The organism is Citrobacter sp. Cb023 (assembly GCF_030336805.1).
Lineage (GTDB): Bacteria > Pseudomonadota > Gammaproteobacteria > Enterobacterales > Enterobacteriaceae > Citrobacter > Citrobacter braakii.
The window spans coordinates 1,100,958-1,127,392 of sequence record NZ_JAOWCV010000038.1 but is presented as its reverse complement, the minus strand read 5'-3'; the positions used below and the strand labels follow the sequence as shown (position 1 = coordinate 1,127,392).

Here is a 26,435-nt window from a genome sequence, read left to right as displayed (position 1 = left end):
GAAAAAGCGTGTTCGCCGTCAGACTGTACACCGGAGCGAGTTGTTGTTGAGAATAATTTCCTGAGCAGTACCTCCTCGGAAAAACGTGATGCTTTGGCAGAGAAAGTCTTAAAAGGCGATAAATCCCTGCAAACTGCGAAAGAGTTTTTACAACTTGAGAATGCCGATAAACGTAGCGATGCACTGGTTGCTAAGTTCAATAAAGAACCAGCGGAGTTGAGCACGGCAGAGCGAACCGAGTTGGTAAGTTATTTGAAAATATATGCATCTGACATGCAGGCTAAATATGGTGAGGCAGTAACTAAAGAGCTGATCGCAGGAATGCTGACTGGGCAGGATTATATGAAGTCAGCGCCACAGACAGAGGCGCAGCAGAAAGCACAAACCATCATGAATACATGGGGTTATCATAAATCCAATGCCAGTATTGGAGACCCGGTATTGTTATTTGGCAGCAGTGTCCTTGGCACCACAATAAAAGAAGGTATGGCGGTTAATGCGGCAATCGGTGTGGGCGTGAATACGGGCGTACAACTTAGCGGGAATGATCCTTTCAGCTATGTTGATGCAATTCTCGCCGGTGTGACAGCTGCCGCGACTACAGGTAAAAGTTGGCAGGCATCAGCAGCGATCAATATGGGAGGTGCTGCGATTGGCAGTGCGATTAAAGGGGAAGATCCGACTAACTCTGTGATAAGTACTGGCTTTGGTAGTGCGGCTGGTAGTTTAGGGGGAAAAGTTGTTGATTCATTGTCTCCGGTAACTGATCAAGTGACAAAGGATGTTATTGGTGCAGTTACAGGTTCTACTGCTTCTGAACTTACAGGAAAAGCTGTAAAAGATGAATTAGACAAGCGGGAGAAGAAGCAATGAATCTCTTCAGCAAGGTTGGTACCCTTTGGCTTCTTTTCATGGTTGTGTACTGTACTGCCTTAATCTCTGTTGTTCTTTTCATATGCCAACTAGGAGTGTCAACAATTTTCTACTTCAAGGATGGGGTATTCCTTTTTGCATGGGAAGACGCATTATATATCGCATTGAAAAAAGGGAGCATCGCAGGAGTAGTATTAGGTGCTGGAGTATGGTTGAAAAATAAATTGCATGAGCGTCATAGGAAATAACAGTTGTTGAGAATAACTCGCTCAGTGGTGACCAGGCCCGTGAAGCGGCGAAACAGGCCGCTGAATCGCTGAAAAATCAAGTCAGGGAAAAGCTGGGTGACGGTACAACCTCTTCCATCGCGAACGGTATTATCAATGCCCTCGCTGATACCGGTGATGCAGCACTAGGCTCAGCGGATTATGTTGCTGATGCGGCCATGGCGCTGGCAGCCTGTGCTGCGGGTGATAGTTACTGCAGCAAGGCCATGAGTGACCTGGCCGGGAAGAATCAGGTGGTGGCGGATACGGTTACTGCGCTGATGAAGAGTGAAACCTGGTCGGCGATAGCGGACACAGTTAAAGACGCTTCATCAGGGAACCAGGTTGCGCTTGAAGCGCCAGGTGGTTTGCTGGCTTGCATTATATTGCCAGGTTAGATAGTACCTGGCTCAGTAACTCGAATTGAAACAATATTAAAGTCTGAGAAAAACTGGGAAAGTGCTCGAAATAAGGCGCTAAATATTGTAGGTAATTTAGGTGCTGACTCTACACCTGTAATTGGGGGGTTAGAAGCAAGCGTAGGGAATGGAAAAATAATTGGACGCCAATCGAAGGGATGGACTCGCGGTCTGGCCGCCATCCTGGAGGGGGAGTGGCGGCGAGGATAAATGCTCGATGGCGCTTCGCTTAGCAGGCTAGCAGGGGAATCATTATTTTTTGCTGTTTAATCACCGGAATATCCCCTAAATCATTTAATGCTCCGGGAAAAGACTTTAACTACTTTCCTTCTTTACTACACTATTTAACCTGTGGCTGTTATACCGAGCTGAATAAAAAACGTCATTTAAATAAGAGTAGATTTATTAAATACGAAGCGGCTCCAGAAAATAGTGTTGATATATGCAACGTATTGCAGCCAATAAAACAGATCGCGAACCATGAAATAAGAATGCTATCATTCACACCAGACGCGGCAGGCAACTGCTGGCACACGCATTTACCCCGGAGCACCCGATGAACAACGACATTCCGCTAAAATTTTATGATATCGCCGACGAATACGCGACTGAAGCTGCAAAGCCGGTGAGCGATACAGAACGCGACGCACTGGCATACTACTTCCAGCAGTTGATCACTCGTTTGATGAACAATGAAGAGATCAGCGAAGAAGCGCAGCAGGAGATGGCAACCGAGGCCGGAGTCGACGCACAGCGTATCGATGATATCGCGGAGTTCCTCAATCGTTGGGGTAACGAGTAGCCAAAGACATGGCCTGTGTTTTACACTGCGCGCAAATTGAGTAGGTATACTCTACAAGTAATAGGTTTAATCAGGCGGAAACAGCAATGAACGGAACAATCACAACGTGGTTTAAAGATAAAGGCTTTGGATTTATCAAAGATGAAAACGGCGACAACCGCTATTTTCATGTGATTAAGGTTGCTAATCCTGAGCTGATCAAGAAAGACGCGGCGGTGACCTTTGAGCCTACCACCAACAACAAAGGCTTATCTGCCTACGCGGTAAAAGTCATACCCGACAGCAAATACATCTATATCGCGGGCGAGCGTCTGAAGCTCACGGCGATCAAGTCTTACCTGGTCTACAGCGAAGAAGTCCCTGCTGAGACTCGTATCGACAAAGAAAATGCGGTGCTGTCCGTTGGTGTGCTGATGAACAGCATCCGACCGAAATCAGACGTGAAGCCTGGTGAAATGCGCACGCTGAAAAAGCTGGCCATCACCACCTTCCAGGGCACGACGCTGATCTTCTCGGAAGATGAAATCGACATCGACGAGACGGTGAAACTGCTTAAGGTCTGAAGCCCTTCAGAGTGAATGAAAACCGAAATCCTGCTCTTTTCAGAAGCGGGATTTCGGTTTTTTTATGCGTATTTTTGTCAGAAGGGAATATCCATTTGAGCCAAATAGCAAATTCCATTCTGTTTTTTTATTTTGACGAGGCACCTGGAATTACCACGTCATCCATCAGTATGTAACGTGCTTCCTGGCGCGTGTATTGATCGATTAACGGCACAAGTCGCCGGAAATGCTCACTGGCACAATGTTCATCGAGAGCCGCGTGGTTTGGCCATTCTTCGATAAAAATAAAATGCCCCGGATCTTTTTCATCAATATAGAGGTCATAAGCAATGCATTGCGGCTCTTTCTTCGTCGCCGATATTAGCTCACGGTACCAAGGGAGAACGGTTTCAATATACTCAGGTTTGATGAAATCTTCGGCAATGACCTTTAACATGCAGCCTCCTGGCAGAAAACGAATGCACACTATGTGATGAAGATATATTTAGGGCAAGACGCCACTGTGTTATATCGGTCGGTGAGTGAGTTATCTCAGCTATTAATCCGATGATCCGCTTAACTGTGATCCATCTCACCTCCCGGCAACCAAAATCTCCTGCGACTCAACGCCGTCCTCTATCTGTTTCGCCACCTTTTGTAAGGCCGGAAGATGTTTTTCCGCGGCCTGTTCGATGGTCATGGCGCTGGCCATATACACCAGATTCAGGCAGCCGATCACCCGCTGTTCACTGCGAATGGGGACGGCGATGGAGGCGATTTTCTCCTCCTGATCCCAACCGCGAAAGTTCTGGCCAAAACCGTCTTTTCGCGCACGGCTCAAAATGGCGTCGAGCTTCAGCGGTTCGCGCGCCAACTGGAACTCATCTCCCGGTCGTGAAGCCAGCATTTCAATCAGTTCCTGACGTTCATTCTCCGGGCTAAATGCCAGCCAGGTCAGGCCGGATGCGGTTTTCAGCAGCGGCAAACGACGCCCGACCATCGCCCGATGAAACGACAGGCGGCTGAAGCGATGGGTGGTTTCACGCACCACCATCGCGTCCACATCCAGCGTGGAAACGTCGGTCGGCCAGATGACCTCGCGCAGCAAATCCCCCAACAGCGGGGCGGCGAGCGCAGAAATCCACTGCTCGTCACGAAATCCCTCACTGAGCTGACGGACCTTAATGGTTAAGCGAAAGCTGTCATCGGACAGACTGCGCCGGACGTAACCCTCATCCTGCAGGGTTTCCAGTAGTCGCCTGACCGTGGTGCGGTGCAGGCCGCTCAGCTCTGCCAGCAGGCCAACGCTGGCCCCGCCGTCGAGACGATTTAACATATTTAATAACATTAGTCCGCGCGTTAACCCGCGCACGGTTTTGTATTCGGTACCGTCGTCACTTTTCATATTTATTGACAAATCTACAGTTAAAACAACGTTGTGCACTTAGTGCACATCCAGGCATGTTTTGATTGTAGCGCAAAAACTCACTTCTATACTGACCGCACAATAAAAAATTATTCACATTCTTTTAACAAAAAACAATTGCGCCTCACCAGGGTCTGCAATTGCATTTTGTCCGAGTAGTGAGGTTCTGAAATGACAACAATAAATCCAGATATCCAACCCGCTGTGCAGCACACCGTGCAGGTAGCGATTGCCGGAGCCGGTCCGGTAGGGCTGATGATGGCGAACTATCTTGGCCAGATGGGCATTGAGGTGCTGGTGGTGGAGAAGCTCGATACCCTTATCGACTATCCTCGCGCCATCGGCATTGACGATGAAGCGCTGCGCACCATGCAGTCCGTCGGTCTGGTCGAAAATGTTCTGCCGCACACCACGCCGTGGCATGCGATGCGCTTTCTCACCCCGAAAGGGCGCTGTTTTGCTGATATCCAGCCGATGACCGACGAATTTGGCTGGTCGCGCCGCAACGCGTTTATTCAGCCGCAGGTGGACGCGGTGATGCTGGAAGGGCTGTCGCGTTTTCCCAACGTGCGCTGCCTGTTCTCCCGCGAACTGGAAGCTTTCAGCCAGCAAAATGGTGAAGTGACGTTGAACCTGAAAGCGCCGGATGGCCAGCGTGAAACGGTGAAAGCTCAGTGGCTGGTGGCCTGCGACGGTGGGGCCAGCAACGTCAGACGTTCGCTGAATGTGCCATTTGAAGGCAAAACCGCGCCGAATCAGTGGATTGTGGTGGATATCGCTAACGATCCGCTCAGCACGCCGCATGTGTATCTGTGCTGCGATCCGGTGCGCCCGTATGTCTCCGCCGCGCTGCCGCACGCGGTGCGCCGCTTTGAATTTATGGTAATGCCAGGGGAAACCGAAGCGCAGCTCAACGAACCGCAGAATATGCGCCAGCTTTTGAGCAAAGTGCTGCCGAACCCGGACAACGTCGAGCTGATCCGCCAGCGCGTATATACCCATAACGCACGTCTGGCCGAACGTTTTCGCATTGACCGCGTGCTGCTGGCGGGCGATGCGGCGCACATTATGCCGGTCTGGCAGGGGCAGGGGTACAACAGTGGCATGCGCGATGCTTTCAATCTGGCGTGGAAACTGGCGCTGGTGATTGAGGGCAAAGCCGGTGATGCGCTGTTGGATACCTACCAGCAGGAGCGCCGCGACCACGCCAAAGCGATGATCGATCTCTCGGTGACCGCAGGCAACGTACTTGCGCCGCCGAAACGCTGGCACGGCGCGGTGCGCGACGGGGTTTCCTGGCTGCTGAACTACATTCCGCCGGTCAAACGCTACTTCCTTGAAATGCGCTTTAAGCCGATGCCGCAGTACCACGCCGGGGCGCTGGTGCGTGAAGGCGACGCGAAAACCTCTCCCGTTGGCAAGATGTTTATCCAGCCGAAGGTAACGCTGGAATCAGGTGAAGTGACGCTGCTCGACAACGTCATCGGACCGAATTTCGCGGTGATCGGTTGGGGCTGTAACCCGCTGTGGGGCATGAGCGAGGCGCAGATCCAACAGTGGCAGGCGTTGGGGACGCAGTTTATCCAGGTGGTGCCGGATACACAGATACAAACCGATCAGGATAACCACGACGGCGTTACCCGCATTGGCGATACGCAAAACCGCCTGCGCGCGTGGTTTGCCCAGCACAACGCCGCGCTGGTGGTGATACGCCCGGACCGCTTTGTAGCCGCCATCGCCATTCCGCAAACCCTGGGCAGTACCCTGAATAAACTGGCGTCGGTGATGACGCTCACCCGCGTTAATGCCCACATTCCCGCTGAAAAGGTGGCCTGATATGCACGCTTATCTTCACTGTCTTTCCCACTCGCCGCTGGTGGGTTACGTCGACCCGGCGCAGGCCGTGCTCGACGAGGTTAACGGTGTGATCGCCAGCGCCCGGGCACGTATTGCGGCGTTCGACCCTGAACTGGTGGTGCTGTTTGCCCCCGATCACTACAACGGATTTTTCTACGACGTGATGCCGCCGTTCTGTTTAGGCGTAGGCGCTACGGCGATCGGCGATTTCGGTAGCGCGGCGGGGGAACTGCCGGTGCCGACAGAGCTCGCTGAAGCCTGCGCCCACGCGGTAATGAAAAGCGGCATCGATCTCGCCGTGTCCTACAACATGCAGGTCGATCACGGCTTCGCGCAGCCGCTGGAGTTTTTGCTCGGCGGTCTGGATAACGTGCCGGTGCTGCCGGTGTTTATTAACGGCGTCGCCACGCCGCTGCCGGGCTTTCAGCGTACCCGCATGCTCGGTGAAGCGATTGGCCGATTCGCCAGCTCGCTGAATCAGCGTGTGCTGTTTTTAGGCTCCGGCGGCCTGTCGCATCAGCCGCCGGTCCCGGAGCTGGCGAAGGCTGATGCCCATATGCGCGACCGCCTGCTCGGCAGCGGCAAACAACTGCCTGAAAACGAGCGCGAGCTGCGCCAGCAGCGGGTGATCAGCGCTGCCGAGAAGTTTGTGGCCGATCAAAACACGCTGCATCCGCTTAACCCTGTCTGGGATAACCGCTTTATGACGCTGCTTGAACAGGGACGTTTGCAGGAGCTGGACGCAGTCAGTAACGAAGAACTGTCCGCGATGGCGGGCAAATCAACGCACGAAGTTAAAACCTGGGTTGCTGCCTTCGCCGCTATTTCTGCCTTTGGCAACTGGCGCAGCGAAGGCCGTTATTACCGCCCGATCCCAGAGTGGATCGCTGGATTCGGCTCCCTGAGCGCCACCACACAGAACTGAAACAGAACTGAATATGCAGGAGAACATCATGACATACCAACCGCAAACCGAAGCCGCAACCAGTCGTTTTCTGCAGGTGCAGGAAGCAGGCGAAACGCTGCGCGTGCATTTCAATGACTGTGGGCAGGGCGAAGAGACTGTCGTGCTGTTGCATGGATCTGGTCCGGGTGCGACGGGCTGGGCGAACTTCAGCCGCAATATCGATCCGCTGGTGGAGGCTGGATACCGGGTGATCCTGCTGGATTGTCCTGGCTGGGGCAAAAGCGATGGCATCGTTAATCGCGGTTCGCGATCCGATCTTAATGCTCGCATCCTGAAAAGCGTGGTCGATCAGTTGGATATTCAGAAAATCCATCTGCTGGGCAACTCGATGGGGGGCCACAGTGCCGTGGCGTTCACCCTGAGCTGGCCGGAGCGTGTGGGCAAGCTGGTGCTGATGGGCGGCGGGACGGGGGGCATGAGCCTGTTTACCCCGATGCCGACCGAAGGCATCAAGCGCCTGAATCAGCTGTACCGCGAACCGACCATCGAGAACCTGAAGCTGATGATGGAGATCTTTGTCTTCGACACCAGCGACCTGACCGAGGCGCTGTTTGAGGCGCGTCTGAATAACATGCTGTCGCGTCGCGATCACCTGGAAAACTTTGTCCACAGCCTTGAAGCCAACCCGAAACAGTTTCCGGATTTCAGCCCGCGCCTGGGCGAAATCAAAGCCCAGACCCTGATTGTCTGGGGACGCAACGACCGCTTCGTGCCGATGGACGCCGGCCTGCGCCTGCTCTCCGGGATTGCCGGGTCTGAGCTGCACCTCTACCGCGACTGCGGGCACTGGGCACAGTGGGAACATGCGGATGCTTTTAACCAGCTGGTGCTGAACTTCCTCGCACGCCCTTAAGGAACGGACATGACGAATCTTAATCTTGAGCAGTTAGCCGCCGATTTACGTCAGGCTGAGGAAAAAGGGGACGCTATCGCCCCGCTGCGTGAACTGATCGGCGTGGATAACGCCGAAGCGGCCTACGCCATTCAGCGTATCAATGTGCAGTATGACGTGGCGCGAGGGCGTCGCGTCGTCGGGCGCAAAGTGGGGCTGACACACCCGAAAGTGCAACAGCAGCTGGGCGTCGATCAGCCTGACTTCGGCACGCTGTTCGCCGACATGTGCTACGGCGACAACGACACCATTGCGTTTGCCCGCGTGCTACAACCGCGTATTGAAGCGGAGATTGCGCTGGTGCTGAACCGCGATCTGCCCAATGCCGATACCACCTTTGACGAGCTGTACAACGCCATCGAGTGGGTGCTACCCGCGCTGGAAGTGGTCGGCAGCCGTATTCGCGACTGGTCGATCAAGTTTGTTGATACCGTGGCGGATAACGCCTCCTGTGGCGTGTATGTGGTCGGCGGTCCGGCACAACGTCCGGCAGGATTAGATCTGAAAAACTGCGCGATGAAAATGACGCGCAATAACGAAGAGGTTTCCAGCGGGCGCGGTAGCGAATGTCTGGGACATCCGATCAACGCCGCCGTGTGGCTGGCGCGCAAAATGGCCAGCCTCGGCGAGCCGCTGCGTGCCGGGGACATTATTCTCACCGGGGCGTTAGGCCCGATGGTGGCGGTGAATGCGGGCGATCGTTTCGAAGCCCATATCGACGGTATTGGTTCAGTTGCCGCCACCTTTTCAGCGGCGGTTACAAAAGGAAGTCAGTCATGAGTAAGCGTAAAGTCGCCATTATCGGCTCTGGCAACATCGGCACCGATTTGATGATTAAAATTCTGCGTCACGGCGTACGTCTGGAGATGGCGGTGATGGTGGGGATTGATCCGCAATCCGACGGTCTGGCACGCGCCCGGCGTATGGGCGTTGCCACCACCCATGAAGGGGTGACGGGGCTTCTTGCGATGCCAGAATTCGCTGACATTGACATCGTGTTTGATGCCACCAGCGCGGGCGCGCACGTGAAAAATGACGCCGCGCTGCGCGCCGTAAAACCGGGGATCCGTCTGATCGACCTGACGCCCGCAGCGATCGGCCCGTACTGCGTCCCGGTGGTGAATCTGGAGGCCAACGTTAACCAGCAGAACGTCAATATGGTGACCTGCGGCGGGCAGGCGACCATCCCGATGGTGGCGGCGGTTTCTCGCGTGGCAAAAGTCCATTACGCCGAAATTATCGCCTCGATCGCCAGTAAATCTGCGGGACCGGGCACCCGCGCCAATATCGACGAGTTTACCGAAACCACCTCGAAGGCGATTGAAGTGGTGGGGGGCGCGGCTAAAGGCAAAGCCATTATCGTACTTAACCCGGCTGAGCCGCCGCTGATGATGCGCGACACGGTGTATGTGTTGAGCGAAGCGGCCTCCCAGCTTGAAGTTGAAGCGTCGATTAATGACATGGCGGCGGCGGTGCAGGCGTATGTGCCGGGCTATCGCCTGAAACAGCGCGTCCAGTTTGAAGTCATCCCGCAGGATAAACCGGTGAATCTGCCGGGTATTGGTCAGTTTTCCGGGCTGAAAACCGCGGTGTATCTGGAAGTGGAAGGTGCGGCGCACTATTTACCCGCCTATGCGGGCAACCTCGACATTATGACCTCCAGCGCGCTGGCGACCGCTGAGCAGATGGCGCAGTCACTCACCCGTCAGGCAGGAGAAGCAGCATGAACGGTAAAAAACTCTATATCTCTGACGTGACTCTGCGCGACGGCATGCATGCGATTCGTCACCAGTATTCGCTGGAAAACGTGCGCCAGATTGCCAAAGCGCTGGACGACGCGCGGGTTGATTCCATTGAGGTGGCCCACGGCGACGGTTTACAAGGTTCCAGCTTTAACTACGGCTTTGGCGCGCACAGCGATCTCGAGTGGATTGAAGCGGCAGCAGACGTGGTCAAACACGCAAAGATCGCCACGCTGTTGCTGCCGGGCATCGGCACTCTTCATGACCTGAAAAACGCGTATCAGGCCGGCGCGCGAGTGGTGCGCGTGGCGACCCACTGCACCGAAGCGGACGTGTCGGCCCAGCATATTCAGTACGCGCGTGAGCTCGGCATGGATACCGTCGGCTTTCTGATGATGAGCCATATGACCACGCCGGAGAATCTGGCGCAGCAGGCGAAGCTGATGGAAAACTACGGCGCGACTTGTATCTACGTGGTCGATTCCGGCGGGGCAATGAATATGAGCGATATTCGCGCCCGCTTCCGCGCCCTGAAAGCGGTGCTGAAGCCGGAGACAGAAACCGGAATGCATGCGCATCACAACCTGAGTCTCGGCGTGGCGAACTCGATTGCCGCGGTGGAAGAGGGCTGCGACCGTATCGACGCCAGCCTGGCGGGTATGGGCGCTGGCGCGGGCAATGCGCCGCTGGAAGTGTTTATCGCCGCTGCGGATAAGCTCGGCTGGCAGCACGGCACCGATCTGTATGCGCTGATGGACGCCGCCGACGATCTGGTGCGTCCATTGCAGGACCGTCCGGTGCGGGTGGATCGCGAAACGCTGGCACTGGGCTATGCCGGGGTGTACTCCAGCTTCTTGCGTCACTGCGAAGTGGCGGCGGCGCGTTATGGCCTGAGCGCGGTCGATATTCTGGTTGAACTGGGCAAACGCCGAATGGTGGGCGGCCAGGAAGATATGATCGTCGACGTGGCGCTGGATCTGCGCAATAGCAAATAAAAATGATTACGCGGCTGGCAACGTATCAGCCGCGACTCACCTGCATCGTGACCTCAGAGGTACATCTTATGACTACCCGTACCCCCACATCTTACCGCCTGACGTTAACCGTCGGGCTTTGCTTTTTAGTTGCCCTGATGGAAGGGCTGGATCTACAGGCCGCCGGGATCGCTGCCGTCGGTATCGCCCAGGCGTTTGCGCTGGATAAAATGCAGATGGGCTGGATCTTCAGTGCGGGCATTCTCGGACTGCTGCCCGGCGCGCTGGTGGGCGGCATGCTGGCCGATCGCTATGGCCGCAAGCGTATTCTTATTGCCTCGGTGGCGCTGTTCGGCCTGTTCTCGCTGGCGACGGCGATTTCCTGGGATTTCTCGTCGCTGGTGTTTGCCCGTCTGATGACCGGCGTCGGGTTGGGCGCGGCGTTGCCGAATCTGATCGCGCTGACCTCCGAAGCGGCGGGCCCGCGTTTTCGCGGTACGGCGGTGAGCCTGATGTACTGTGGCGTGCCGATTGGCGCGGCGTTAGCGGCGGCGCTCGGATTTAGCGGTCTGGCCGCCGCCTGGCAAACGGTGTTCTGGGTTGGCGGAGTGATCCCGCTGCTGCTGGTGCCGTTGTTGATGCGCTGGCTGCCAGAATCACAGGTTTATGCCCAGCAAACGCAGGTGGCCGCCGCGCCGTTGCGCGCCCTGTTCGCACCCGCTACCGCCACCGCCACGCTGCTGCTGTGGCTGTGCTATTTCTTCACCCTGCTGGTGGTGTATATGCTGATCAACTGGCTGCCGATGCTGCTGGTGGAGCAGGGCTTTCAGCCCTCGCAGGCGGCTGGCGTGATGTTTGCTCTGCAAATCGGTGCGGCCAGCGGCACGTTAATTCTTGGGGCATTAATGGACAAACTGCGCCCGGTGGTCATGTCGCTTCTGATCTACACCGGGATGTTGGCTTCGTTGCTGGCGCTGGGGACGGTGTTGTCATTGAGCGGTATGCTGATGGCTGGATTTGTGGCGGGGATGTTTGCCACTGGAGGACAAAGCGTGCTGTATGCGCTGGCTCCGCTGTTTTACAGCACGCAGATCCGCGCGACAGGCGTGGGCACCGCCGTCGCCGTTGGGCGTCTGGGGGCGATGAGCGGCCCGCTGCTGGCAGGAAAAATGTTAGCGCTCGGCACTGGAACGGTAGGCGTGATGGCAGCTTCTGCGCCGGGCATTTTACTGGCAGGGCTGGCGGTATTTTTCCTGATGAGCCGTAAATCGCAGATGCCGATCCCGACCAGTGGCTCATAAGCAATCGTTCGGTTGTATGAGTGGGGAGATACGGTTCCCACTTCCGGGTGAACGCCAGCCGGCGATGACGTTGCCAGAGTTTATGTAAAGCCTGGCAACGGAGGCGTTATGAGCTGGCGGCCCTTTTTATATTTGATAATTAACCCCCACCCGATATTAAGCGCCCGGCGCGGTCATCTGCGTCTGGTGCAGGGTTGATTTTGCATTGTGTTAACAAACGCGGTATAACACACCTTCTTTGGATGTTTAGATGTCCATACGTTTGGAAGGTTATATGCAAACAACACAACAAAATGCGCCACTGAAGCGCACGATGAAAACGCGTCACCTGATTATGCTCTCCTTAGGCGGCGTGATTGGCACAGGGTTATTCTTCAATACCGGCTACATCATCTCCACTACCGGGGCCGCGGGAACGCTGCTGGCCTATCTGATTGGCGCGCTGGTGGTCTGGCTGGTTATGCAGTGTCTGGGCGAGCTGTCGGTCGCGATGCCGGAGACCGGGGCGTTTCACGTCTATGCCGCGCGCTATCTCGGCCCGGCGACGGGGTATACCGTGGCCTGGCTCTACTGGCTGACCTGGACCGTGGCGCTTGGTTCGAGTTTTACCGCTGCCGGATTCTGTATGCAGTACTGGTTTCCGTTGGTGCCAGTATGGGTCTGGTGCGTGGTGTTCTGTGTGATTATTTTTGGCCTGAACGTTATCTCCACGCGCTTTTTTGCCGAAGGGGAGTTCTGGTTCTCGCTGGTGAAAGTGGTCACTATCATCGCCTTTATTATCCTCGGCGGGGCAGCGATTTTTGGCTTTATCCCGATGCAGGATGGCTCGCCCGCGCCGGGGCTGAGTAATATCACGGCGGAAGGTTGGTTCCCGCATGGCGGCTTACCGATCCTGATGACGATGGTGGCGGTGAACTTTGCTTTTTCGGGAACTGAGCTTATCGGTATTGCCGCCGGTGAAACGGAAAATCCGCGCAAGGTGATCCCGGTGGCGATTCGTACCACCATCGCGCGACTGATTATTTTCTTTATCGGCACCGTGTTTGTGCTGGCGGCGCTGATCCCGATGCAGCAGGCGGGCGTGGAGAAAAGCCCGTTTGTGCTGGTATTTGAGAAGGTAGGTATTCCGTACGCTGCCGATATTTTTAACTTCGTGATCCTGACAGCCATTCTTTCTGCGGCGAACTCCGGGCTGTATGCCTCCGGGCGCATGCTCTGGTCGCTGTCGAATGAACGTACGCTGCCAGCCTGTTTTGCGCGAGTAACGAAAAACGGCGTGCCGCTGACGGCGCTGTCGGTCAGTATGCTCGGCGGCATACTGGCGTTGTTTTCCAGCGTGGTGGCCCCGGACACGGTATTTGTCGCGCTGTCGGCAATCTCCGGGTTTGCGGTGGTGGCGGTGTGGCTGAGCATCTGCGCCTCGCACTTTGTTTTTCGCCGCCGTCATTTGCAACAGGGTAAGGCATTGAGTGCATTACATTATCGTGCGCCGTGGTATCCGCTGGTGCCGGTATTGGGATTTGTGTTGTGCCTGGTGGCCTGTGTAGGGCTGGCATTCGATCCAGCGCAGAGAATTGCGTTGTGGTGCGGGTTACCGTTTGTTGCGTTGTGCTATGGTGCATATTTCCTTACTCAACCCCGTAACGCAAAACAGGAGCCAGAACATGTCGCAGAATAATCCGTTACGCGCTCTCCTTGAGAAACAGGATGTCCTGTTACTGGATGGCGCGATGGCGACGGAGCTGGAAGCGCGAGGGTGTAACTTAGCCGACAGCCTGTGGTCAGCCAAAGTGCTGGTAGAAAACCCGGAGCTTATCCGCGAAGTGCATCTTGATTATTACCGGGCGGGGGCGCAATGCGCGATCACCGCCAGCTATCAGGCGACACCGGCGGGATTTGCCGCGCGAGGCCTGGATGAAGCGCAGTCGAAAGCGCTGATTGGCAAAAGCGTGGAGCTGGCGCGTAAAGCGCGTGAAGCGTATCTGGCAGAGAACCCGCAAGCGGGCACGCTGTTGGTGGCGGGATCTGTCGGACCTTACGGCGCGTATCTGGCGGACGGCTCTGAATACCGTGGCGATTACCAGCGCAGCGCCGAGGCGTTCCAGGCGTTTCATCGCCCGCGCGTGGAAGCATTGCTGGATGCCGGGGCCGATCTGCTGGCCTGCGAAACCCTGCCGAATTTTGTCGAGATTGGCGCACTGGCTGAGCTGTTGACCGCGTACCCGCGTGCGCGTGCCTGGTTCTCATTTACTCTGCGTGACAGCGAGCACCTGAGCGACGGTACGCCGCTGCGTGACGTGGTCGCGTTGCTGGCGGATTATCCGCAGGTGGTGGCGTTAGGTATTAACTGCATTGCGCTGGAAAACACCACCGCTGCGTTGCTGCATTTACACGGCTTAACGGCGCTGCCGCTGGTGGTGTATCCGAATTCGGGCGAGCAGTACGATGCCGCGAGCAAAACCTGGCATCATCACGGTGAGTCTTGTGCGCAACTGGCGGATTATCTGCCACAGTGGCAGGCCGCTGGCGCACGATTGATTGGCGGGTGCTGTCGCACCACGCCTGCGGATATTGCCGCGTTAAAAGTTCAAGTTCAGGCCCGATAAGACGTAAGCCGCCATCGGGCATTTTTTGCCGGATGGCGATACGGTATGAACCGGAAACATGGGTAACACTTTATGCCGCATCCGCCAGCACAAACATGCCGTACGGATGGATTTCGAGATAATACTGCTCGCCGACGTCCGGCTGCAGACGCGTAGCGTTGACCTGCAATAAAATCTCCTGTCCGTGCCACTCCACCGTGACCTCATATTGGGGTCCCATATACGCGACATGGCTGATCACGCAGCGCTGGCTCTCTTCGCCGCGGTCGCTGAGCGTGATCGCTTCCGGGCGCACGCCTACCATGCCCTCGCCTTGATCGCTAAAGTGCAGTGGGCGCGGCAGATGATAGCCGTAGATATCAACGTATCTGTCGCTGAAGGTGGCCGGGAACAGGTTAGAATCGCCCATAAAGCTCGCCATAAAGCGGGAGGCGGGCTGGCGATAGAGATCCTGCGGCGAGCCGATCTGCATGATGTGTCCCTTGTTCATCACCAGTACGGTATCGGAAACCGCAAAGGCTTCGCTTTGATCGTGGGTGACGTACAGCGAGGTGATATCAAACTGCTTTTGCAGCTCGCGGATCTTGTCGCGCATGCTGCGACGCAGGTTGGCGTCCAGGTTACTTAACGGCTCATCAAACAGCAGCACTTTCGGTTTGAGGATCAACGCACGGGCCAGCGCCACGCGCTGCTGCTGACCGCCGGAGATCTGATCGACAAAGCGGTCTTCAAATCCCTCCAGATCCACCATCGCCAGCGCCTCTTTGACGCGGGTTTTCACCTCCGCGCGCGACACGCCGAGCATCTTCAGGCCATAACCGACGTTCTCCCCTAACGACATGTGCGGGAACAGGGCATATGACTGAAACACCATACAGATATCGCGCTGCTGAATAGAACGATGGGTAACGTCTTCGCTATCAATGAAAATTTGTCCTTCGCTCGGTTTTTCCAGCCCGGCAACCAGACGCAAGATGGTGGTTTTACCGCAGCCGGACGGGCCGAGCAGCGTTACCATTTGCCCCTGCGGAATGGTGAGATTGATATTGTCGATAACCGTGTTGCTGCCAAATCGTTTAGTGACGTTGCGCAGTTCAACGAAATTTTTCTGAGTCATAGTGCGCTCCATTACGCCTGGTTTTTGGCTTTTGAACGGGAGGTACGTGATTCACCGATCAGCCAGTCAAAGATGAAAATAATCGCCAGCATCACCACGATTAAAATGGAACCGTAGGCAATCGCCACGCCGTATTCGCCGTCTTCTACGCGGTTCAGGATGTAGGCCGTGGCCACGCGGGTATCCGGCGTGACGAGGAACACAATGGCGCTGACGGTGGTAATGGCGCGCACAAAGCTGTAGATCAGCGCTGAGAGGATCGCCGGGCGCAGCAGCGGCAACAGGATATGCGTAATGGTGCGCAGGGAACCGGCGCGCAGACTGAGCGAGGCTTCATCCAGCGATTTATCGATTTGGCCTAAGCCCGCAATGCCCGCCCGGATACCGACCGGGACGTTACGCATCACCATTGAGATAATCACGATGGCGGCGGTGCCGGTGAGGTATACCGGGGCGCTGTTAAAGGCCAGAATGTACGACACGCCCGCTACGGTGCCCGGAACGGCAAAGCACAGCATAGTGGTGAACTCGATGGTCTTTTTGCCTTTAAAGTGCTGACGCACCACAACCCATGCGATCAGCAGGCCGAAGATGGCGGTGATCGGCGCGGCAATCCCGGCGTAGAGCAGGGTGTCGAGCAGTGAAGGCCACGCGCCGTCGCTCATTCCCTGACCGAACAGTTTGGTAAAGTTCGCCAGCGTCAGGGTGTAGTCCACGCCCCAGTTTACGGTGAAACTGCCGTAGAAAATGCTGCCGTAGAGCAGGGCGTTAAAGGCAATCCACACCGCCAGCAGCGCGACCACGCTCCATACCAGCGTTACCGGCAGCGGCTGCACGTCGCCCCGATAGGATTTACCAGAAACGGTGACGTACGAGCGTTTACCAATCCACATGTACTGCACGCAGAACACCAGCAGCGAGAACAGCAACAGGAAGGCACCCAGCGTACTGGCGGCCTGGTAGTCGAGCTGGGAGCCGGTGATGTAGAAGTAGATTTGCGTTGCCAGCACGTCGAAGTTACCGCCAAGCACCAGCGGGTTACTGAAGTCGGCCAGCGACTGCACCACCACAATTAAAAAGGCGTTTGCCAGCGCCGGTTTTAGCAGCGGGACAAACACGCCGTTAAAGGTTTGCCAGCGGCTGGCGCGCAGGGTGTATGACGCCTCCTCCAGCGACGGATGAATGGTTTTGATCGCCCCGTCGAGGATCATAAACGCCATCGGAGTGAAGGCCAGCACCTGCGCCAGCCAGATGCCGGTAAAACCGTACAGCCAGTTGGTGTTGGTCAAACCAAACCATTCGACCATAAATTCGGTGATGTAACCGGAGCGTCCCATCATCAGCGTTACACCTAAACCCACAACAAACGGCGGGGTGACGATCGGCAGAATCGAGAAAATTCGTCCGATAATGGCGCTGCGTTTCGCGATACGGGTGGTGTAGATAGCCAGCACCAGGCCAAAGAAGGTACAGCCGACGCCGACGGCAATCGACAGCATAATCGAGTTGAGGATCACCTGAATGATATGCGCCTGCGACAGCACATTCATAAACGCCAGCGGAGCAAATTCTCCGGCGTCGTTGGTGAACATCGGAATGAAAATAGCGATACTTGGCCAGACGATAAAAATACCGATCAGCGCGACAATCGCGGTGAGCGAGCCGATGACGAAACGGTCGCCGCCCAGCCATTCCAGACGGGTGAGCGCTAGGGTCATGATCGCGCCAAGTGCCACAAACAGCACGATGGTGGCATAGCCTAAGCCGCGTCCCTCAAGAGTCGCGCTGGCGACGATAAACGCCATACAGAAAAACGCCCAGCCCGCGTCAAAATAATGGCGGCTGCGCTGTTCGCGTCTGGCTTCATGGAACGGGCGCACCAGCAGCAGGCTTGGCAGCAGATACCAGAGCCAACTGATATTGAACTGTGACCAGCTGTAGGCGGCGAGAATTTCTTCGCGCGTCGACTCAAGCAGACCGTAGTCCAGGCTCCAGCTCGGCAGCAGGGCAAACGCCAGCCAGCCGAGTAAAATCCAAAGAAATATCGCATCCCGTTTTTTCACGGGATGGAGTGCAAGTGTGTGTGACATAGCGGTTCCGGTATTTCAGGCCGGATATGGCGTTGAGGCCGTATCCGGCAAATGAACGCAAATCTGGGGTTATTTACCCATCTTCACTTCGCTGACCCACTTATTGATCAGGGCTTTACGCACGTCGGTCGAGCCGTACTTATCCATGTCGTAATTGATAAGCTTCAGGTCGTCGAGCTTCAGCGAGTTAGGGGACGTCTCGGCGGTGGTGTTGGTCAGGATCTGATAGGATTTACCTTTCTTCCACGCCAGCTCCTGCGCGTCTTTCGACAGTACCCAGTCAACGAACAGTTTGGCGTTATCGAGGTTACGCGCGCCTTTCAGGATGCTGACACCGCCGATTTCATAACCGGTACCTTCGCACGGTGAGACAAGTTCCAGCGGTGCACCCTGTTCTTTTTCCAGCGAGTAGTCGTGCAAGAAACCGATGCCGATAGCCGTTTCGCCACGGGCGGCGTTACGCGCCGGGGCAATGCCGGATTTGGTGTACTGCGAGACGTTGGCGTTGAGCTGTTTCAGGTAGTCAAAGGCCTGATCTTCCCCCCACAGTTGGGCAAAAGTCGCCAGTGCGGTATAGGCGGTACCGGAGCTTTGCGGATCAGCAATCTGGATTTCGCCTTTGTATTCCGGTTTGGTCAGATCCTTCCAGCATTTTGGCACCGGTAGGTTTTTCTCTTTCAGGCGCTGGGTATTGACGCCAAAGCCCAGAATACCGACATAAACCGCCGAGGAGAGGTTGCCTTTCACTTTTGCCGGATCGCGAAACTTCTCCATGATTTGTTCGAGGTTTGGTGATTTATACGGCTGCAGCAGCCCCATTTCACCGGCCTGGGACTGTGGATCCAGCGTACCACCGTACCAGACATCCGCTTGCGGGTTTTTCTTCTCGGCATCCACTTTCGCCAGCGTACTGCCTGAGCCGTTGCGAATGAATGAAGTCTTCACATCATATTTTTCACCGAAGGCTTTGGTTTCGGTTTCGCACATTTCGTTGGTGGCGCTGCAATACACCACCAGACGACCCTGCGCCTGAGCTGCACTGCTGAAGGCTGCCAGCGTCAGAGCGGAGGCAATTAGGGTAGAGGTAAGCGTCAGTTTCATTGTTTTATCCTTTGACTGAGAGAAGGGGGAATGCCCGCAATGAGCAATGGCATCAGCAATAAACCCATAAAGACAGCGGCAACCGAGAGCAAACTGAACATTCCCGACCAGCCGTAGTGTTCTATGACCAGCGACAGCGGCCAACCCGCCAGCGCGGCCCCCAGATAGGCGAACAGCCCGAGAAAACCAGTAATTGAACCTGCCGCCGCTTTATGTCCGCATTCCACGGCCGCGAGGCCAATTAACATCTGTGGGCCAAACACAAAAAAGCCCACGGTAAAGAAACACACTGCCAGTAGCGCGTAGTGGTGCACCGGTGCCAGCCACAGCGCGGCGACGGAGACCATCAGCCCCAGTGTGAACAGCAAAATCATTGGCGCACGCTGACCGCTGAACAGCAGATCCGATCCCCATCCGGCAAACAGCGCCCCCAGCAAGCCACCGACTTCAAACAGCATTACCGTGGCATTGGCGCTGAGCAGGTTCACACCGTGGCTTTCCGTCAGCCAGATGTTGCCCCAGTCGTTGAGCGCAATGCGGATCAAATAGACCAACACATATGACACGCCGAGTAGCCAGATCATCGGGTTCTTCAGCATGGTGGTGCGTAACATTTGCCACAGTCCCATCGGCGGGCTTTGCTGCTCCTGACGCAACTCCAGCGGGTCTTGCCGCCATTCCCCAACCGTGGGTAAGCCTTCTTCCCGGGGCGTGCCTTTCAGTTGCAGGGTGAGCCAGACGCCTAACGCCATGCTGATTATTCCTGGAGTCAGCATGGCTGCCTGCCAACCCCACCAATGGGCGGCAAAGGCGCTAATCAGCGGGATGATGGCCCCACCGATGTTGATCGACATATTCCAGCAGCCCCACCAGAAGCCGCGTTCGTTGCGCGAGTACCAGTGAGTCAGTAGTCGGGCGCAGGGCGGCCAGCCCCAGCCCTGAAAAAATCCGTTCAGCGTCCAGACCACCAGGAGCAGCGTCAGCGATTCACCAAAGGCGAACAGCACGTTTAAAACGCCGGTGGCAAACAGGCCAATGCCCATAAACGCGCGCTGTCCGTGGCTGTCGTGCCATAGCCCGGCGGTGAATTTCGACAGGCCATAGGTCAGATAAAACAGCGATCCCAGCAGGCCGATATCGCCTTTATCCAGACCCAGATCCGTTTGCAGCGCCGGGAGGACGTAGTTAACGCTTTTGCGCGTCAGATAAAACGCGGCGTACCCAATCACCATACACATCAGCAGCCGGGGGCGTAGCGCCCGGTATTGTTGGTCTGTTTCGCGTGATGCACGTGCATGCATGGCAGCCTCCGTTTGTGCTGACTATAGGAAAGTGAAAGCAAAATGGGATGAGATAAAGTCCGCAGTGACTAAGACTTTTTCCTGGTTAACGGCTGATTTGTTGCAAATTTGTGGGCAGGTTAACAATTACCCGCGTGCCGTTGTTCGATTCGAGCGTCAGTTCGCCGCCAAGGGCGCTGACCCGCTCACGCATCCCCTGGATACCGAACCCGGGGATTTTCTCTGCGAGAATACCTACACCGTTGTCAGCGACGTGCAGAAACACGCGGTGTTCCTGCTGGCGCAGCGTAATCGACACTTCGCTGGCGTCGGCATGTTTACAGACGTTATTGAGCAACTCCTGCAGCAGGCGATACAGTGTGAAACGCACCGTTTCATTTTCTGGCGTATTTTCAAGCTGATAGTCAAACCAACAGCGAATGCCGCGTTCGGCAAAGGCAAATTCATTCACCAGATGATGCAGTGCATCTTTAAAGGCCAGTTCATCGAGCGCGGGCGGCCGCAGCTGGCGCAACAGTTGGCGGGTGGAGTGGTGAATGCGCCGGGCAAGGTCGTTGATCTGATTTGCCGCTTCAAGCGTTTGCTCGCGACCCGGCGCGCGCTTGACCAGTTGCGACTGAATTTGAATGGCGGTGATGTTCTGACCAATTTCGTCGTGTAGCTCCCGCGCCAGGCTTTTGCGCGTATTTTCCTCGGTGCGGATCAGTTGTTCGGTCAGCGCGCGTCGCGCTGCCAGTTCGGCTTCCAGACGCTGGCGATAATGGTGCAGGTTTTGCGCCAGATGCTGCTGGCGGCTGATAGCGATCCCCAGCCCTATGCCCAGCAGCGCCTGGGTGGCGAGGAAAATCTCCAGCTCCAGTAAATTGCTGAACCCGACGCCGATTTGCCGGGCGATGGTGATCATCATGCTGCCGAGCAGTCCGGACAACACGCCGCCCTGCCAGCCAAATTTCCACGCCATCACCACGTTCGGTAAGAACACCACGATTAGCAGCAGGCGCTCGATCTCCGGTGACAGCACCATCTGGGTACCTATGCCAATAATGAAAAACAGACTGCACCAGATGATAAGCGAGGTACGCAGGGGGGGATTGGTGGTATCCAGTCCGAGCAAATGATAGCGGTGCTGCTGGCGCAGAAATTCATAGATCAGATAGACAAACGGCGTCAGCAGCACGCCGCCGGTAAACGATGCCAGGCCAATTAACGTTGCCGGGCTTTGGATAAACGGTGAAAGCAGGAGGGTATTGAGCAATGACGTGATCGTCACCGCGGCCAGCAGCAGCGTTAAGCGCTGCCAGTAAAGGGGGAAGCGGTGCCAGTAGGACTGGCCGATACTCGCCGGGATCAGACTAATCAACGGCGCAGCCAGCAGGATATAGCCATTCACTAATTGCTCGCTGTGCAGCCAGAACAGCATCAGCACCGGCGGCAGTACCAGCGCGGGCCAGTAACGGCGAGAAAGCAGGATTAGCAGAGCGAGATAGACGCCGTGCGGCAGGAATAGCGCTGCCTGCTGGCCGTTGTGGGTCAGGTAAAACCCCAGCGTCCACAGCATCAGCCAGCCCGATCCCCAGGCCAGCAGAATAAACAGAGAAATAACCCAATGACGAAGGCTGCGTGACATTAATGCCCCGTCAGCAACTGGTGGTCGAGTGCAAAATGCACCAGATCGATGGTGCTGTGGCATTGCAGTTTGCCCAGCACGTTCGCACGATGAACGTGCACCGTTTTATGGCTGAGGTCGAGCTTGAAGGCGATCTCTTTTACGCTGTCGCCTTTGACCAGCAGATCAAACACTTCGCGCTCGCGCGGGGTCAGTATCTCCAGTACCTGCGCGGGCTGTTCGCCGCCGCGTAGCGCCCGTAGCGCGTCGGCGCACAGGTAATGCCCGCCCATACCAACCGATCGTACCGCCTGCACCAGTTCCTCCGGTCCGCAACGTTTGGTCAGATAACCGCTGGCACCGGCATCCAGTGCGCTTTGCACAAACGTGGGTGAGTCATAGATGCTGAGAATAATGGCGCGAAAACCGGGCTTCTGCGCCCGCAGTCGTTTTAACAGGCTCAGGCCATTTTCATCCGGCATGGCGATATCCATCACCGCAACGTTGACGTCATCATGCAGTAATGCAGGCCACGCCTGTGCCGCGCTGCTGTACTGGCCAGCAACGTTGAGATCGTCTTCGAGACTGAGTAATTGCGCAAAGCCGGAACGCACCACCACATGGTCATCCACCAGCACAACATGAATCATGATCTTGCTCTCTTGCCTGACAATGGCATCTATGATGCCTGCCAGCGCCGCGCTGGCAATCCCCGTGGCGCTGATATGTAACGAATGTAACAAAATCGCAATAATTTGCCGGGTGTTGTAGGACGGATAAGCGTTGCGTATCCGGCATTGATTAATGGATGGCGGCGTGAGGGCTGAGAGAATGGCTATTTCATTGGTGGTTGATTCTCCCCTATCGAGGGGGAGAGATTTAAAACTGCCAGGTGAGATCGGCGAGAATTTGCTGGCTGTGATAGCTCTCAACCGGCGTGTCATACCATTGTTTGCCGAGGGCAAGACCGAGAGTTAATTGATCGGTCAGCGGCTGATTGCGACGCAGGCTGATGCTTTTTAACGTTCCTTTTTGGGTGTCCGGTGACCAGTCATAGGTATAGGCTCCCGTTCCGCGGCTTACCCAGAGCTGCGTATTGCCTTTACCGTTCAGGTCGTTCAGGCGCAGTGAAACGATGTGGCTATAGCTTCCCCCAGCATCTTCAGTATCGTAATGCGTATAACGCCATGAGGTGATAAATGGTCCGGTATACAGAGATATTCCGCCTGAAAAAGCATTGACGTCCGTATCGTCAAAGTAGTTGGCATAGCGATAACCAAAGGTAAATACGGTTTTAGGCAGAACTTTTACGCTGATATCCTGCTGAGCATCGCGTCTGGCAAAAACGGGGGTGTTTTCGGCAATTGCCAGACCCGTTTTTGTTGATAACCACTGATTCCAGTTATACCAAACGGTCGCGCGGCCACGTAACGCGTTCCATGATTCACCGTTGTCGTAATCGCGTCTGCCTTCGGAAATATTGAAAACCGCGGCACCATCGTCAATCTGCGTCTTTAATTCGCTGAACATGACGTTACGGGTGCCATGCCCTGCCGAATAATCAGTAAAGTCGTATCCGGCTGTCAGCTTCAGGTCGGTTGCTTCAGCCGGGAGAGAAGCCGTGCTGAGTATCAACGATACAAATAAAGTCCTTTTCATTATTCTTCACCTACGAGACAGGAGATCTCTTGTTTGAGGATATATTTACCTTTTGGCAGGTTTTGCTCGATGGTTATCCGTGGGCCAATTGTGCTTTCAGCTGCGATATATCGGCCTGGTAAAATAATGACCTGAACACCAAGCCGCGCACCGGGACCGATATAACACCCTAATTTTTCGCAGCCTGTATCAATGTCTTCATCGTCCAGCCTGACATGCACGGTTTTACCATCGAGGCGATGATTGCTGGTTCTTACCTGCGCGCCCAGGTAAGCGCCTTTGCCAATAACCGAGTCAGAAATAAAGCATTGGGGACCGATGGTGGTCGTCGATTCCAATACTGCGTTTTTGATTTCGGTGCCATAGCCAATACGTACTTGATTGCCAATTAAGCAACCTGGTCGAATAAAGGCGTAATTACCAATAATGCAATCGGCCCCAATTACGACAGGCCCCTGAATAACTGCACCATGACAAATTTTACTGCCAGCACCGATCGTCACAGCTCCCGCGCTTTCATCAATAACAACGCCAGGTGCAATGGATACTGACTTATTATTCTGTTCGCTAAGCTTTAGATAGTTCTTCACCACCGCGGGTAGTTGTGGGGGGGTTATTGTTTGGCGCATCCACCACCGCGGTATAGCGTGTGGGTTTGTCACGTAGGGGTTCACGTCCAGTAAAAAAGGCAATAAGTCCATATACAATCCAAATTAAATAAGCCAGAAGTACGTAAAAAACAGAAAAAGGCGCAAGGAAAATAAGTTTCCAGCATCGGTGATACCAGGCACTAAATGCTCCAATTGAGCAAACCACTCCAACCCAAATAATGGGAAACAAGGAAAGCACAATCGCATGTGGGCCGATAGTGAGCGTGATGTGTTGCCATGTAATGAGATAGATTGCTACGCCATACAACACGACCAGCACCATTGGGAGTATGCTGAAGATGCCGAATCTGCTGAGGATGAGTGATTTATGCAGACGCATGCAAACGGCATAACCCACGATCCAGCGCCGCCATCGTTTCCATTCATCACCCAAGGTATTGCACTCCTGAGGATAAACAATGCAGCGGTTTGCCTGACGGATACAATAACCATTCGCGACCAGGGTCCAGGTCAAATCGAGATCCTCCACCTTGGTACGATCGGAAAAACCAAATTTGCGCAGCACATCAGTACGAAACATGCCGCAGGCTCCGCTAATAATAAAAGGTGCACCGCCGAGCAACTGCTGTAATGTCCGCTTCATGACGATCATCGGAAGTTTTACCGTTGCACGGATATGTGGCAGCAATCCAGCACCAGGCAGATGTGTTGAGGGGATTCCACCAACGGCATCGGCGCCATTTTCTATTTCTGCTAACATGAATCCCATACCGTCACCATCAGGAGGGACATAGGTGTCAGCATCGCTTAAAAAAACCTGCTCACAGGTAGCATAGTTTAATCCATTCATTAAGGCGCCACCTTTCCCGGTATTCTTTTGCGTCACGGTAATCAGGCGTTCTCCCCATTTTTCTTTCACTTTATGCATAATGATTTCGGTATCATCAGTGGAACCATCGTTTACACATATGACTCGATGAAAATAGGGATTTAATAACAAGTTTTCCAGCGATTGTGCCAGGCAAGGACCTTCGTTATAGGCCGGAATAATGGCGTCAATACTGTCGTTACGTAAACTAGGTTTTCGTTTTAAGGTTGTGAGGAACCAAAGTAATATACATAGGCTCATCATAATAAAAAATATTGTTTTCATATAATTAGAGAATCATTTTGTGAACAACAAAACCTTCAGATAATTCACATCCGGCCTGTTGCCCTCGGAATTGAGCTACGGTACGCAGACGTTCTGTACGCATATAATCACGTTGCTGCTGGCTTTGGTGAAATGAAAGCGCACGAAGTTTTTGAATGAAACAGTTTTCACTGACCTTTTCAAAAACTTGGGGAATAAACGTCAGCCAGGTACTGGGGGTTTCATAACCGAGAACCTGGGGAATATTTCGGCAGGCAACGATAGAAGCCTTATGTACCGCGCGATGATCCTGATGCCGGTCAGAATCATGCATAGTATAAGTTCGCACGATGTTGATTTGTTCGGGAATGTGATTTGTGATGACGTCTTCAAGTGATTTGATCATCGTATCAACAAAGTACGGTGTGCGTGTGTCCTCAAAATGAAAATGAAAAATCTGATGGCAGCCTAATGATGTTAATGCCGATTGAGATTCTGCGTGTCGGTCGGCTTTTAAAGCGCACCCTTCAGCCCCTGCGGTCATGACGACGGCAGTAACGTGATAGCCTTCTTTTATTAAGCGGGATAACGAGGCACCACATCCGAGTTCGATATCGTCCGGATGCGCACCGATTGCTAATATCCCTTTTTGGTATGATGTAACCATGATCAAATCCTTCACTTTTCTATGAGAGTGTTATCTGGGTGTTCAATGAATATAAACACAATATCTGTTTTTCAGATATTTTAAGCTCTTGTTGGAAAGACAGGATGGATTAGTGTTTGCCGTAATAAAGATATTACAGTGTGTAATTTGATTAGTCAAAAAATAATATTTATTGAAAGTTAGGATGCTTTTTCTTAATCAATAAGAAAAATGAATGCATTAATTTTTTACTGGTTTGATTTTTCTGAATGATTGATTTTTTGTAATTAGATAATGAAGTTATTAAATTGTACTGTAACTATACCTTCAAACAGAAGAATGGAATACATATGTCATTTTAGTATTCATTTATGAATAATTGATATTGATTGTAGTGATGAATTTCAGAGGGGATATTACTTTCAGAATGAATCATAAACAGCAAGACGCTGAGCGCTGGTACTCGTTAGAATCTTTAGGCTGGCGATAACAGGCCGGATGGTTT

Annotated in this window: 24 protein-coding genes and 1 pseudogene; 13 read left to right on the top strand and 12 right to left on the bottom strand. The window is 54.4% G+C overall.

The genetic code is table 11. The features are described from left to right. Positions 1-93 precede the first annotated feature (93 nt). The 4 genes and pseudogenes from OGW44_RS19160 to OGW44_RS19145 all read left to right on the top strand — a co-directional run bounded on the left by OGW44_RS19160 (position 94) and on the right by OGW44_RS19145 (position 2,923). Complete coding sequence (locus OGW44_RS19160; protein ID WP_047416986.1) at positions 94-873, top strand: hypothetical protein; 780 nt, start codon at positions 94-96, stop codon at positions 871-873. 256 nt (positions 874-1,129) lie between these two features. Further along, a pseudogene (locus OGW44_RS25840) lies at positions 1,130-1,720 on the top strand (hypothetical protein); the annotation flags it as partial. A gap of 394 nt (positions 1,721-2,114) precedes the next feature. Further along, the gene (locus OGW44_RS19150) at positions 2,115-2,360 is read left to right on the top strand and encodes a YmjA family protein (RefSeq protein ID WP_075846769.1); all 246 of its coding nucleotides are present in this window, start codon (positions 2,115-2,117) and stop codon (positions 2,358-2,360) included. 86 nt (positions 2,361-2,446) lie between these two features. Further along, positions 2,447-2,923 (top strand): cold-shock protein, encoded by a 477-nt coding sequence (locus OGW44_RS19145; RefSeq protein ID WP_016151966.1) that lies wholly within the window; start codon positions 2,447-2,449, stop codon positions 2,921-2,923. Between the two features lie 127 nt (positions 2,924-3,050). Here the strand turns inward: OGW44_RS19145 and OGW44_RS19140 are convergent, their stop codons facing one another. Then, entirely contained in the window at positions 3,051-3,359 is a 309-nt protein-coding gene (locus OGW44_RS19140; RefSeq protein ID WP_046275619.1) for a putative quinol monooxygenase, read from the bottom strand. Between the two features lie 135 nt (positions 3,360-3,494). Next, positions 3,495-4,307, bottom strand: coding sequence for a DNA-binding transcriptional regulator (locus OGW44_RS19135; RefSeq protein ID WP_046275638.1), 813 nt, complete (start codon positions 4,305-4,307; stop codon positions 3,495-3,497). 192 nt (positions 4,308-4,499) lie between these two features. Between OGW44_RS19135 and OGW44_RS19130 the strand changes: the two genes are divergently transcribed. The 9 genes from OGW44_RS19130 to mmuM all read left to right on the top strand — a co-directional run bounded on the left by OGW44_RS19130 (position 4,500) and on the right by mmuM (position 14,667). Further along, on the top strand, positions 4,500-6,164 hold the full coding sequence (locus OGW44_RS19130; RefSeq protein WP_047357658.1) for a bifunctional 3-(3-hydroxy-phenyl)propionate/3-hydroxycinnamic acid hydroxylase: 1,665 nt from the start codon (positions 4,500-4,502) through the stop codon (positions 6,162-6,164). Between the two features lies 1 nt (position 6,165). Further along, positions 6,166-7,110 carry a 2,3-dihydroxyphenylpropionate/2,3-dihydroxicinnamic acid 1,2-dioxygenase gene (mhpB, locus tag OGW44_RS19125; protein WP_095715145.1) on the top strand — a complete coding sequence of 315 codons (945 nt, stop codon included), beginning with the start codon at positions 6,166-6,168 and terminating at the stop codon, positions 7,108-7,110. A gap of 28 nt (positions 7,111-7,138) precedes the next feature. Next, entirely contained in the window at positions 7,139-8,005 is an 867-nt protein-coding gene (gene mhpC / locus OGW44_RS19120) for a 2-hydroxy-6-oxonona-2,4-dienedioate hydrolase (protein WP_149380636.1), read from the top strand. Positions 8,006-8,014: 9 nt separating this feature from the next. Next, positions 8,015-8,824: a 2-keto-4-pentenoate hydratase gene (gene mhpD, locus OGW44_RS19115; protein ID WP_016151974.1), complete on the top strand. Its 810-nt coding sequence runs from the start codon at positions 8,015-8,017 to the stop codon at positions 8,822-8,824. After that, a complete protein-coding gene (gene mhpF / locus OGW44_RS19110; protein WP_046275615.1) occupies positions 8,821-9,771 on the top strand; it encodes an acetaldehyde dehydrogenase in 951 nt (316 codons plus the stop codon). Before mhpD ends, mhpF begins: the two co-directional genes overlap by 4 nt. Then, complete coding sequence (gene mhpE / locus OGW44_RS19105) at positions 9,768-10,781, top strand: 4-hydroxy-2-oxovalerate aldolase (RefSeq protein ID WP_016151976.1); 1,014 nt, start codon at positions 9,768-9,770, stop codon at positions 10,779-10,781. The genes mhpF and mhpE overlap by 4 nt, the downstream gene beginning before the upstream one ends. Positions 10,782-10,849: 68 nt before the next feature. Continuing rightward, entirely contained in the window at positions 10,850-12,061 is a 1,212-nt protein-coding gene (gene mhpT / locus OGW44_RS19100) for a 3-(3-hydroxy-phenyl)propionate transporter MhpT (RefSeq protein ID WP_286454246.1), read from the top strand. Between the two features lie 274 nt (positions 12,062-12,335). Then, complete coding sequence (mmuP, locus tag OGW44_RS19095) at positions 12,336-13,739, top strand: S-methylmethionine permease (RefSeq protein WP_032931277.1); 1,404 nt, start codon at positions 12,336-12,338, stop codon at positions 13,737-13,739. Next, entirely contained in the window at positions 13,726-14,667 is a 942-nt protein-coding gene (mmuM, locus tag OGW44_RS19090) for a homocysteine S-methyltransferase (protein WP_016155818.1), read from the top strand. The genes mmuP and mmuM overlap by 14 nt, the downstream gene beginning before the upstream one ends. A gap of 70 nt (positions 14,668-14,737) precedes the next feature. Here the strand turns inward: mmuM and fbpC are convergent, their stop codons facing one another. The 10 genes from fbpC to OGW44_RS19040 all read right to left on the bottom strand — a co-directional run bounded on the left by fbpC (position 14,738) and on the right by OGW44_RS19040 (position 25,951). Next, on the bottom strand, positions 14,738-15,784 hold the full coding sequence (gene fbpC / locus OGW44_RS19085; RefSeq protein WP_016155819.1) for a ferric ABC transporter ATP-binding protein: 1,047 nt from the start codon (positions 15,782-15,784) through the stop codon (positions 14,738-14,740). Between the two features lie 11 nt (positions 15,785-15,795). After that, a complete protein-coding gene (locus OGW44_RS19080; RefSeq protein ID WP_016155820.1) occupies positions 15,796-17,874 on the bottom strand; it encodes an ABC transporter permease in 2,079 nt (692 codons plus the stop codon). Between the two features lie 69 nt (positions 17,875-17,943). Continuing rightward, positions 17,944-18,975, bottom strand: a complete 1,032-nt coding sequence (locus tag OGW44_RS19075; RefSeq protein ID WP_016151983.1) for an ABC transporter substrate-binding protein — start codon at positions 18,973-18,975, stop codon at positions 17,944-17,946. Beyond that, on the bottom strand, positions 18,972-20,276 hold the full coding sequence (gene uhpC, locus OGW44_RS19070) for an MFS transporter family glucose-6-phosphate receptor UhpC (protein WP_016155821.1): 1,305 nt from the start codon (positions 20,274-20,276) through the stop codon (positions 18,972-18,974). The genes OGW44_RS19075 and uhpC overlap by 4 nt, the downstream gene beginning before the upstream one ends. An 85-nt stretch (positions 20,277-20,361) precedes the next feature. Continuing rightward, positions 20,362-21,903: an MASE1 domain-containing sensor histidine kinase gene (locus OGW44_RS19065; protein ID WP_016155822.1), complete on the bottom strand. Its 1,542-nt coding sequence runs from the start codon at positions 21,901-21,903 to the stop codon at positions 20,362-20,364. Then, on the bottom strand, positions 21,903-22,532 hold the full coding sequence (locus tag OGW44_RS19060) for a response regulator transcription factor (RefSeq protein WP_032931278.1): 630 nt from the start codon (positions 22,530-22,532) through the stop codon (positions 21,903-21,905). The genes OGW44_RS19065 and OGW44_RS19060 overlap by 1 nt, the downstream gene beginning before the upstream one ends. Positions 22,533-22,761: 229 nt before the next feature. Continuing rightward, on the bottom strand, positions 22,762-23,544 hold the full coding sequence (locus tag OGW44_RS19055) for a YaiO family outer membrane beta-barrel protein (RefSeq protein WP_278085862.1): 783 nt from the start codon (positions 23,542-23,544) through the stop codon (positions 22,762-22,764). Then, complete coding sequence (locus OGW44_RS19050) at positions 23,541-24,170, bottom strand: LbetaH domain-containing protein (protein ID WP_047357665.1); 630 nt, start codon at positions 24,168-24,170, stop codon at positions 23,541-23,543. Before OGW44_RS19050 ends, OGW44_RS19055 begins: the two co-directional genes overlap by 4 nt. Beyond that, positions 24,109-25,305 carry a glycosyltransferase family 2 protein gene (locus OGW44_RS19045; protein WP_115190908.1) on the bottom strand — a complete coding sequence of 399 codons (1,197 nt, stop codon included), beginning with the start codon at positions 25,303-25,305 and terminating at the stop codon, positions 24,109-24,111. The genes OGW44_RS19050 and OGW44_RS19045 overlap by 62 nt, the downstream gene beginning before the upstream one ends. Positions 25,306-25,309: 4 nt before the next feature. After that, positions 25,310-25,951 carry a PIG-L deacetylase family protein gene (locus tag OGW44_RS19040; RefSeq protein ID WP_016151990.1) on the bottom strand — a complete coding sequence of 214 codons (642 nt, stop codon included), beginning with the start codon at positions 25,949-25,951 and terminating at the stop codon, positions 25,310-25,312. Positions 25,952-26,435: the final 484 nt, after the last annotated feature.

Bases quoted from the DNA above. Each gene is read 5' to 3' on its own strand.
- OGW44_RS19150 (WP_075846769.1), top strand. From the start codon at position 2,115: ATGAACAACGACATTCCGCTAAAATTTTATGATATCGCCGACGAATAC.
- OGW44_RS19145 (WP_016151966.1), top strand. From the start codon at position 2,447: ATGAACGGAACAATCACAACGTGGTTTAAAGATAAAGGCTTTGGATTT.
- OGW44_RS19140 (WP_046275619.1), bottom strand. From the start codon at position 3,359: ATGTTAAAGGTCATTGCCGAAGATTTCATCAAACCTGAGTATATTGAA.
- OGW44_RS19135 (WP_046275638.1), bottom strand. From the start codon at position 4,307: ATGAAAAGTGACGACGGTACCGAATACAAAACCGTGCGCGGGTTAACG.
- OGW44_RS19130 (WP_047357658.1), top strand. From the start codon at position 4,500: ATGACAACAATAAATCCAGATATCCAACCCGCTGTGCAGCACACCGTG.
- mhpB (WP_095715145.1), top strand. From the start codon at position 6,166: ATGCACGCTTATCTTCACTGTCTTTCCCACTCGCCGCTGGTGGGTTAC.
- mhpC (WP_149380636.1), top strand. From the start codon at position 7,139: ATGACATACCAACCGCAAACCGAAGCCGCAACCAGTCGTTTTCTGCAG.
- mhpD (WP_016151974.1), top strand. From the start codon at position 8,015: ATGACGAATCTTAATCTTGAGCAGTTAGCCGCCGATTTACGTCAGGCT.
- mhpF (WP_046275615.1), top strand. From the start codon at position 8,821: ATGAGTAAGCGTAAAGTCGCCATTATCGGCTCTGGCAACATCGGCACC.
- mhpE (WP_016151976.1), top strand. From the start codon at position 9,768: ATGAACGGTAAAAAACTCTATATCTCTGACGTGACTCTGCGCGACGGC.
- mhpT (WP_286454246.1), top strand. From the start codon at position 10,850: ATGACTACCCGTACCCCCACATCTTACCGCCTGACGTTAACCGTCGGG.
- mmuP (WP_032931277.1), top strand. From the start codon at position 12,336: ATGCAAACAACACAACAAAATGCGCCACTGAAGCGCACGATGAAAACG.
- mmuM (WP_016155818.1), top strand. From the start codon at position 13,726: ATGTCGCAGAATAATCCGTTACGCGCTCTCCTTGAGAAACAGGATGTC.
- fbpC (WP_016155819.1), bottom strand. From the start codon at position 15,784: ATGACTCAGAAAAATTTCGTTGAACTGCGCAACGTCACTAAACGATTT.
- OGW44_RS19080 (WP_016155820.1), bottom strand. From the start codon at position 17,874: ATGTCACACACACTTGCACTCCATCCCGTGAAAAAACGGGATGCGATA.
- OGW44_RS19075 (WP_016151983.1), bottom strand. From the start codon at position 18,975: ATGAAACTGACGCTTACCTCTACCCTAATTGCCTCCGCTCTGACGCTG.
- uhpC (WP_016155821.1), bottom strand. From the start codon at position 20,276: ATGCATGCACGTGCATCACGCGAAACAGACCAACAATACCGGGCGCTA.
- OGW44_RS19065 (WP_016155822.1), bottom strand. From the start codon at position 21,903: ATGTCACGCAGCCTTCGTCATTGGGTTATTTCTCTGTTTATTCTGCTG.
- OGW44_RS19060 (WP_032931278.1), bottom strand. From the start codon at position 22,532: ATGATTCATGTTGTGCTGGTGGATGACCATGTGGTGGTGCGTTCCGGC.
- OGW44_RS19050 (WP_047357665.1), bottom strand. From the start codon at position 24,170: ATGCGCCAAACAATAACCCCCCCACAACTACCCGCGGTGGTGAAGAAC.
- OGW44_RS19045 (WP_115190908.1), bottom strand. From the start codon at position 25,305: ATGAAAACAATATTTTTTATTATGATGAGCCTATGTATATTACTTTGG.
- OGW44_RS19040 (WP_016151990.1), bottom strand. From the start codon at position 25,951: ATGGTTACATCATACCAAAAAGGGATATTAGCAATCGGTGCGCATCCG.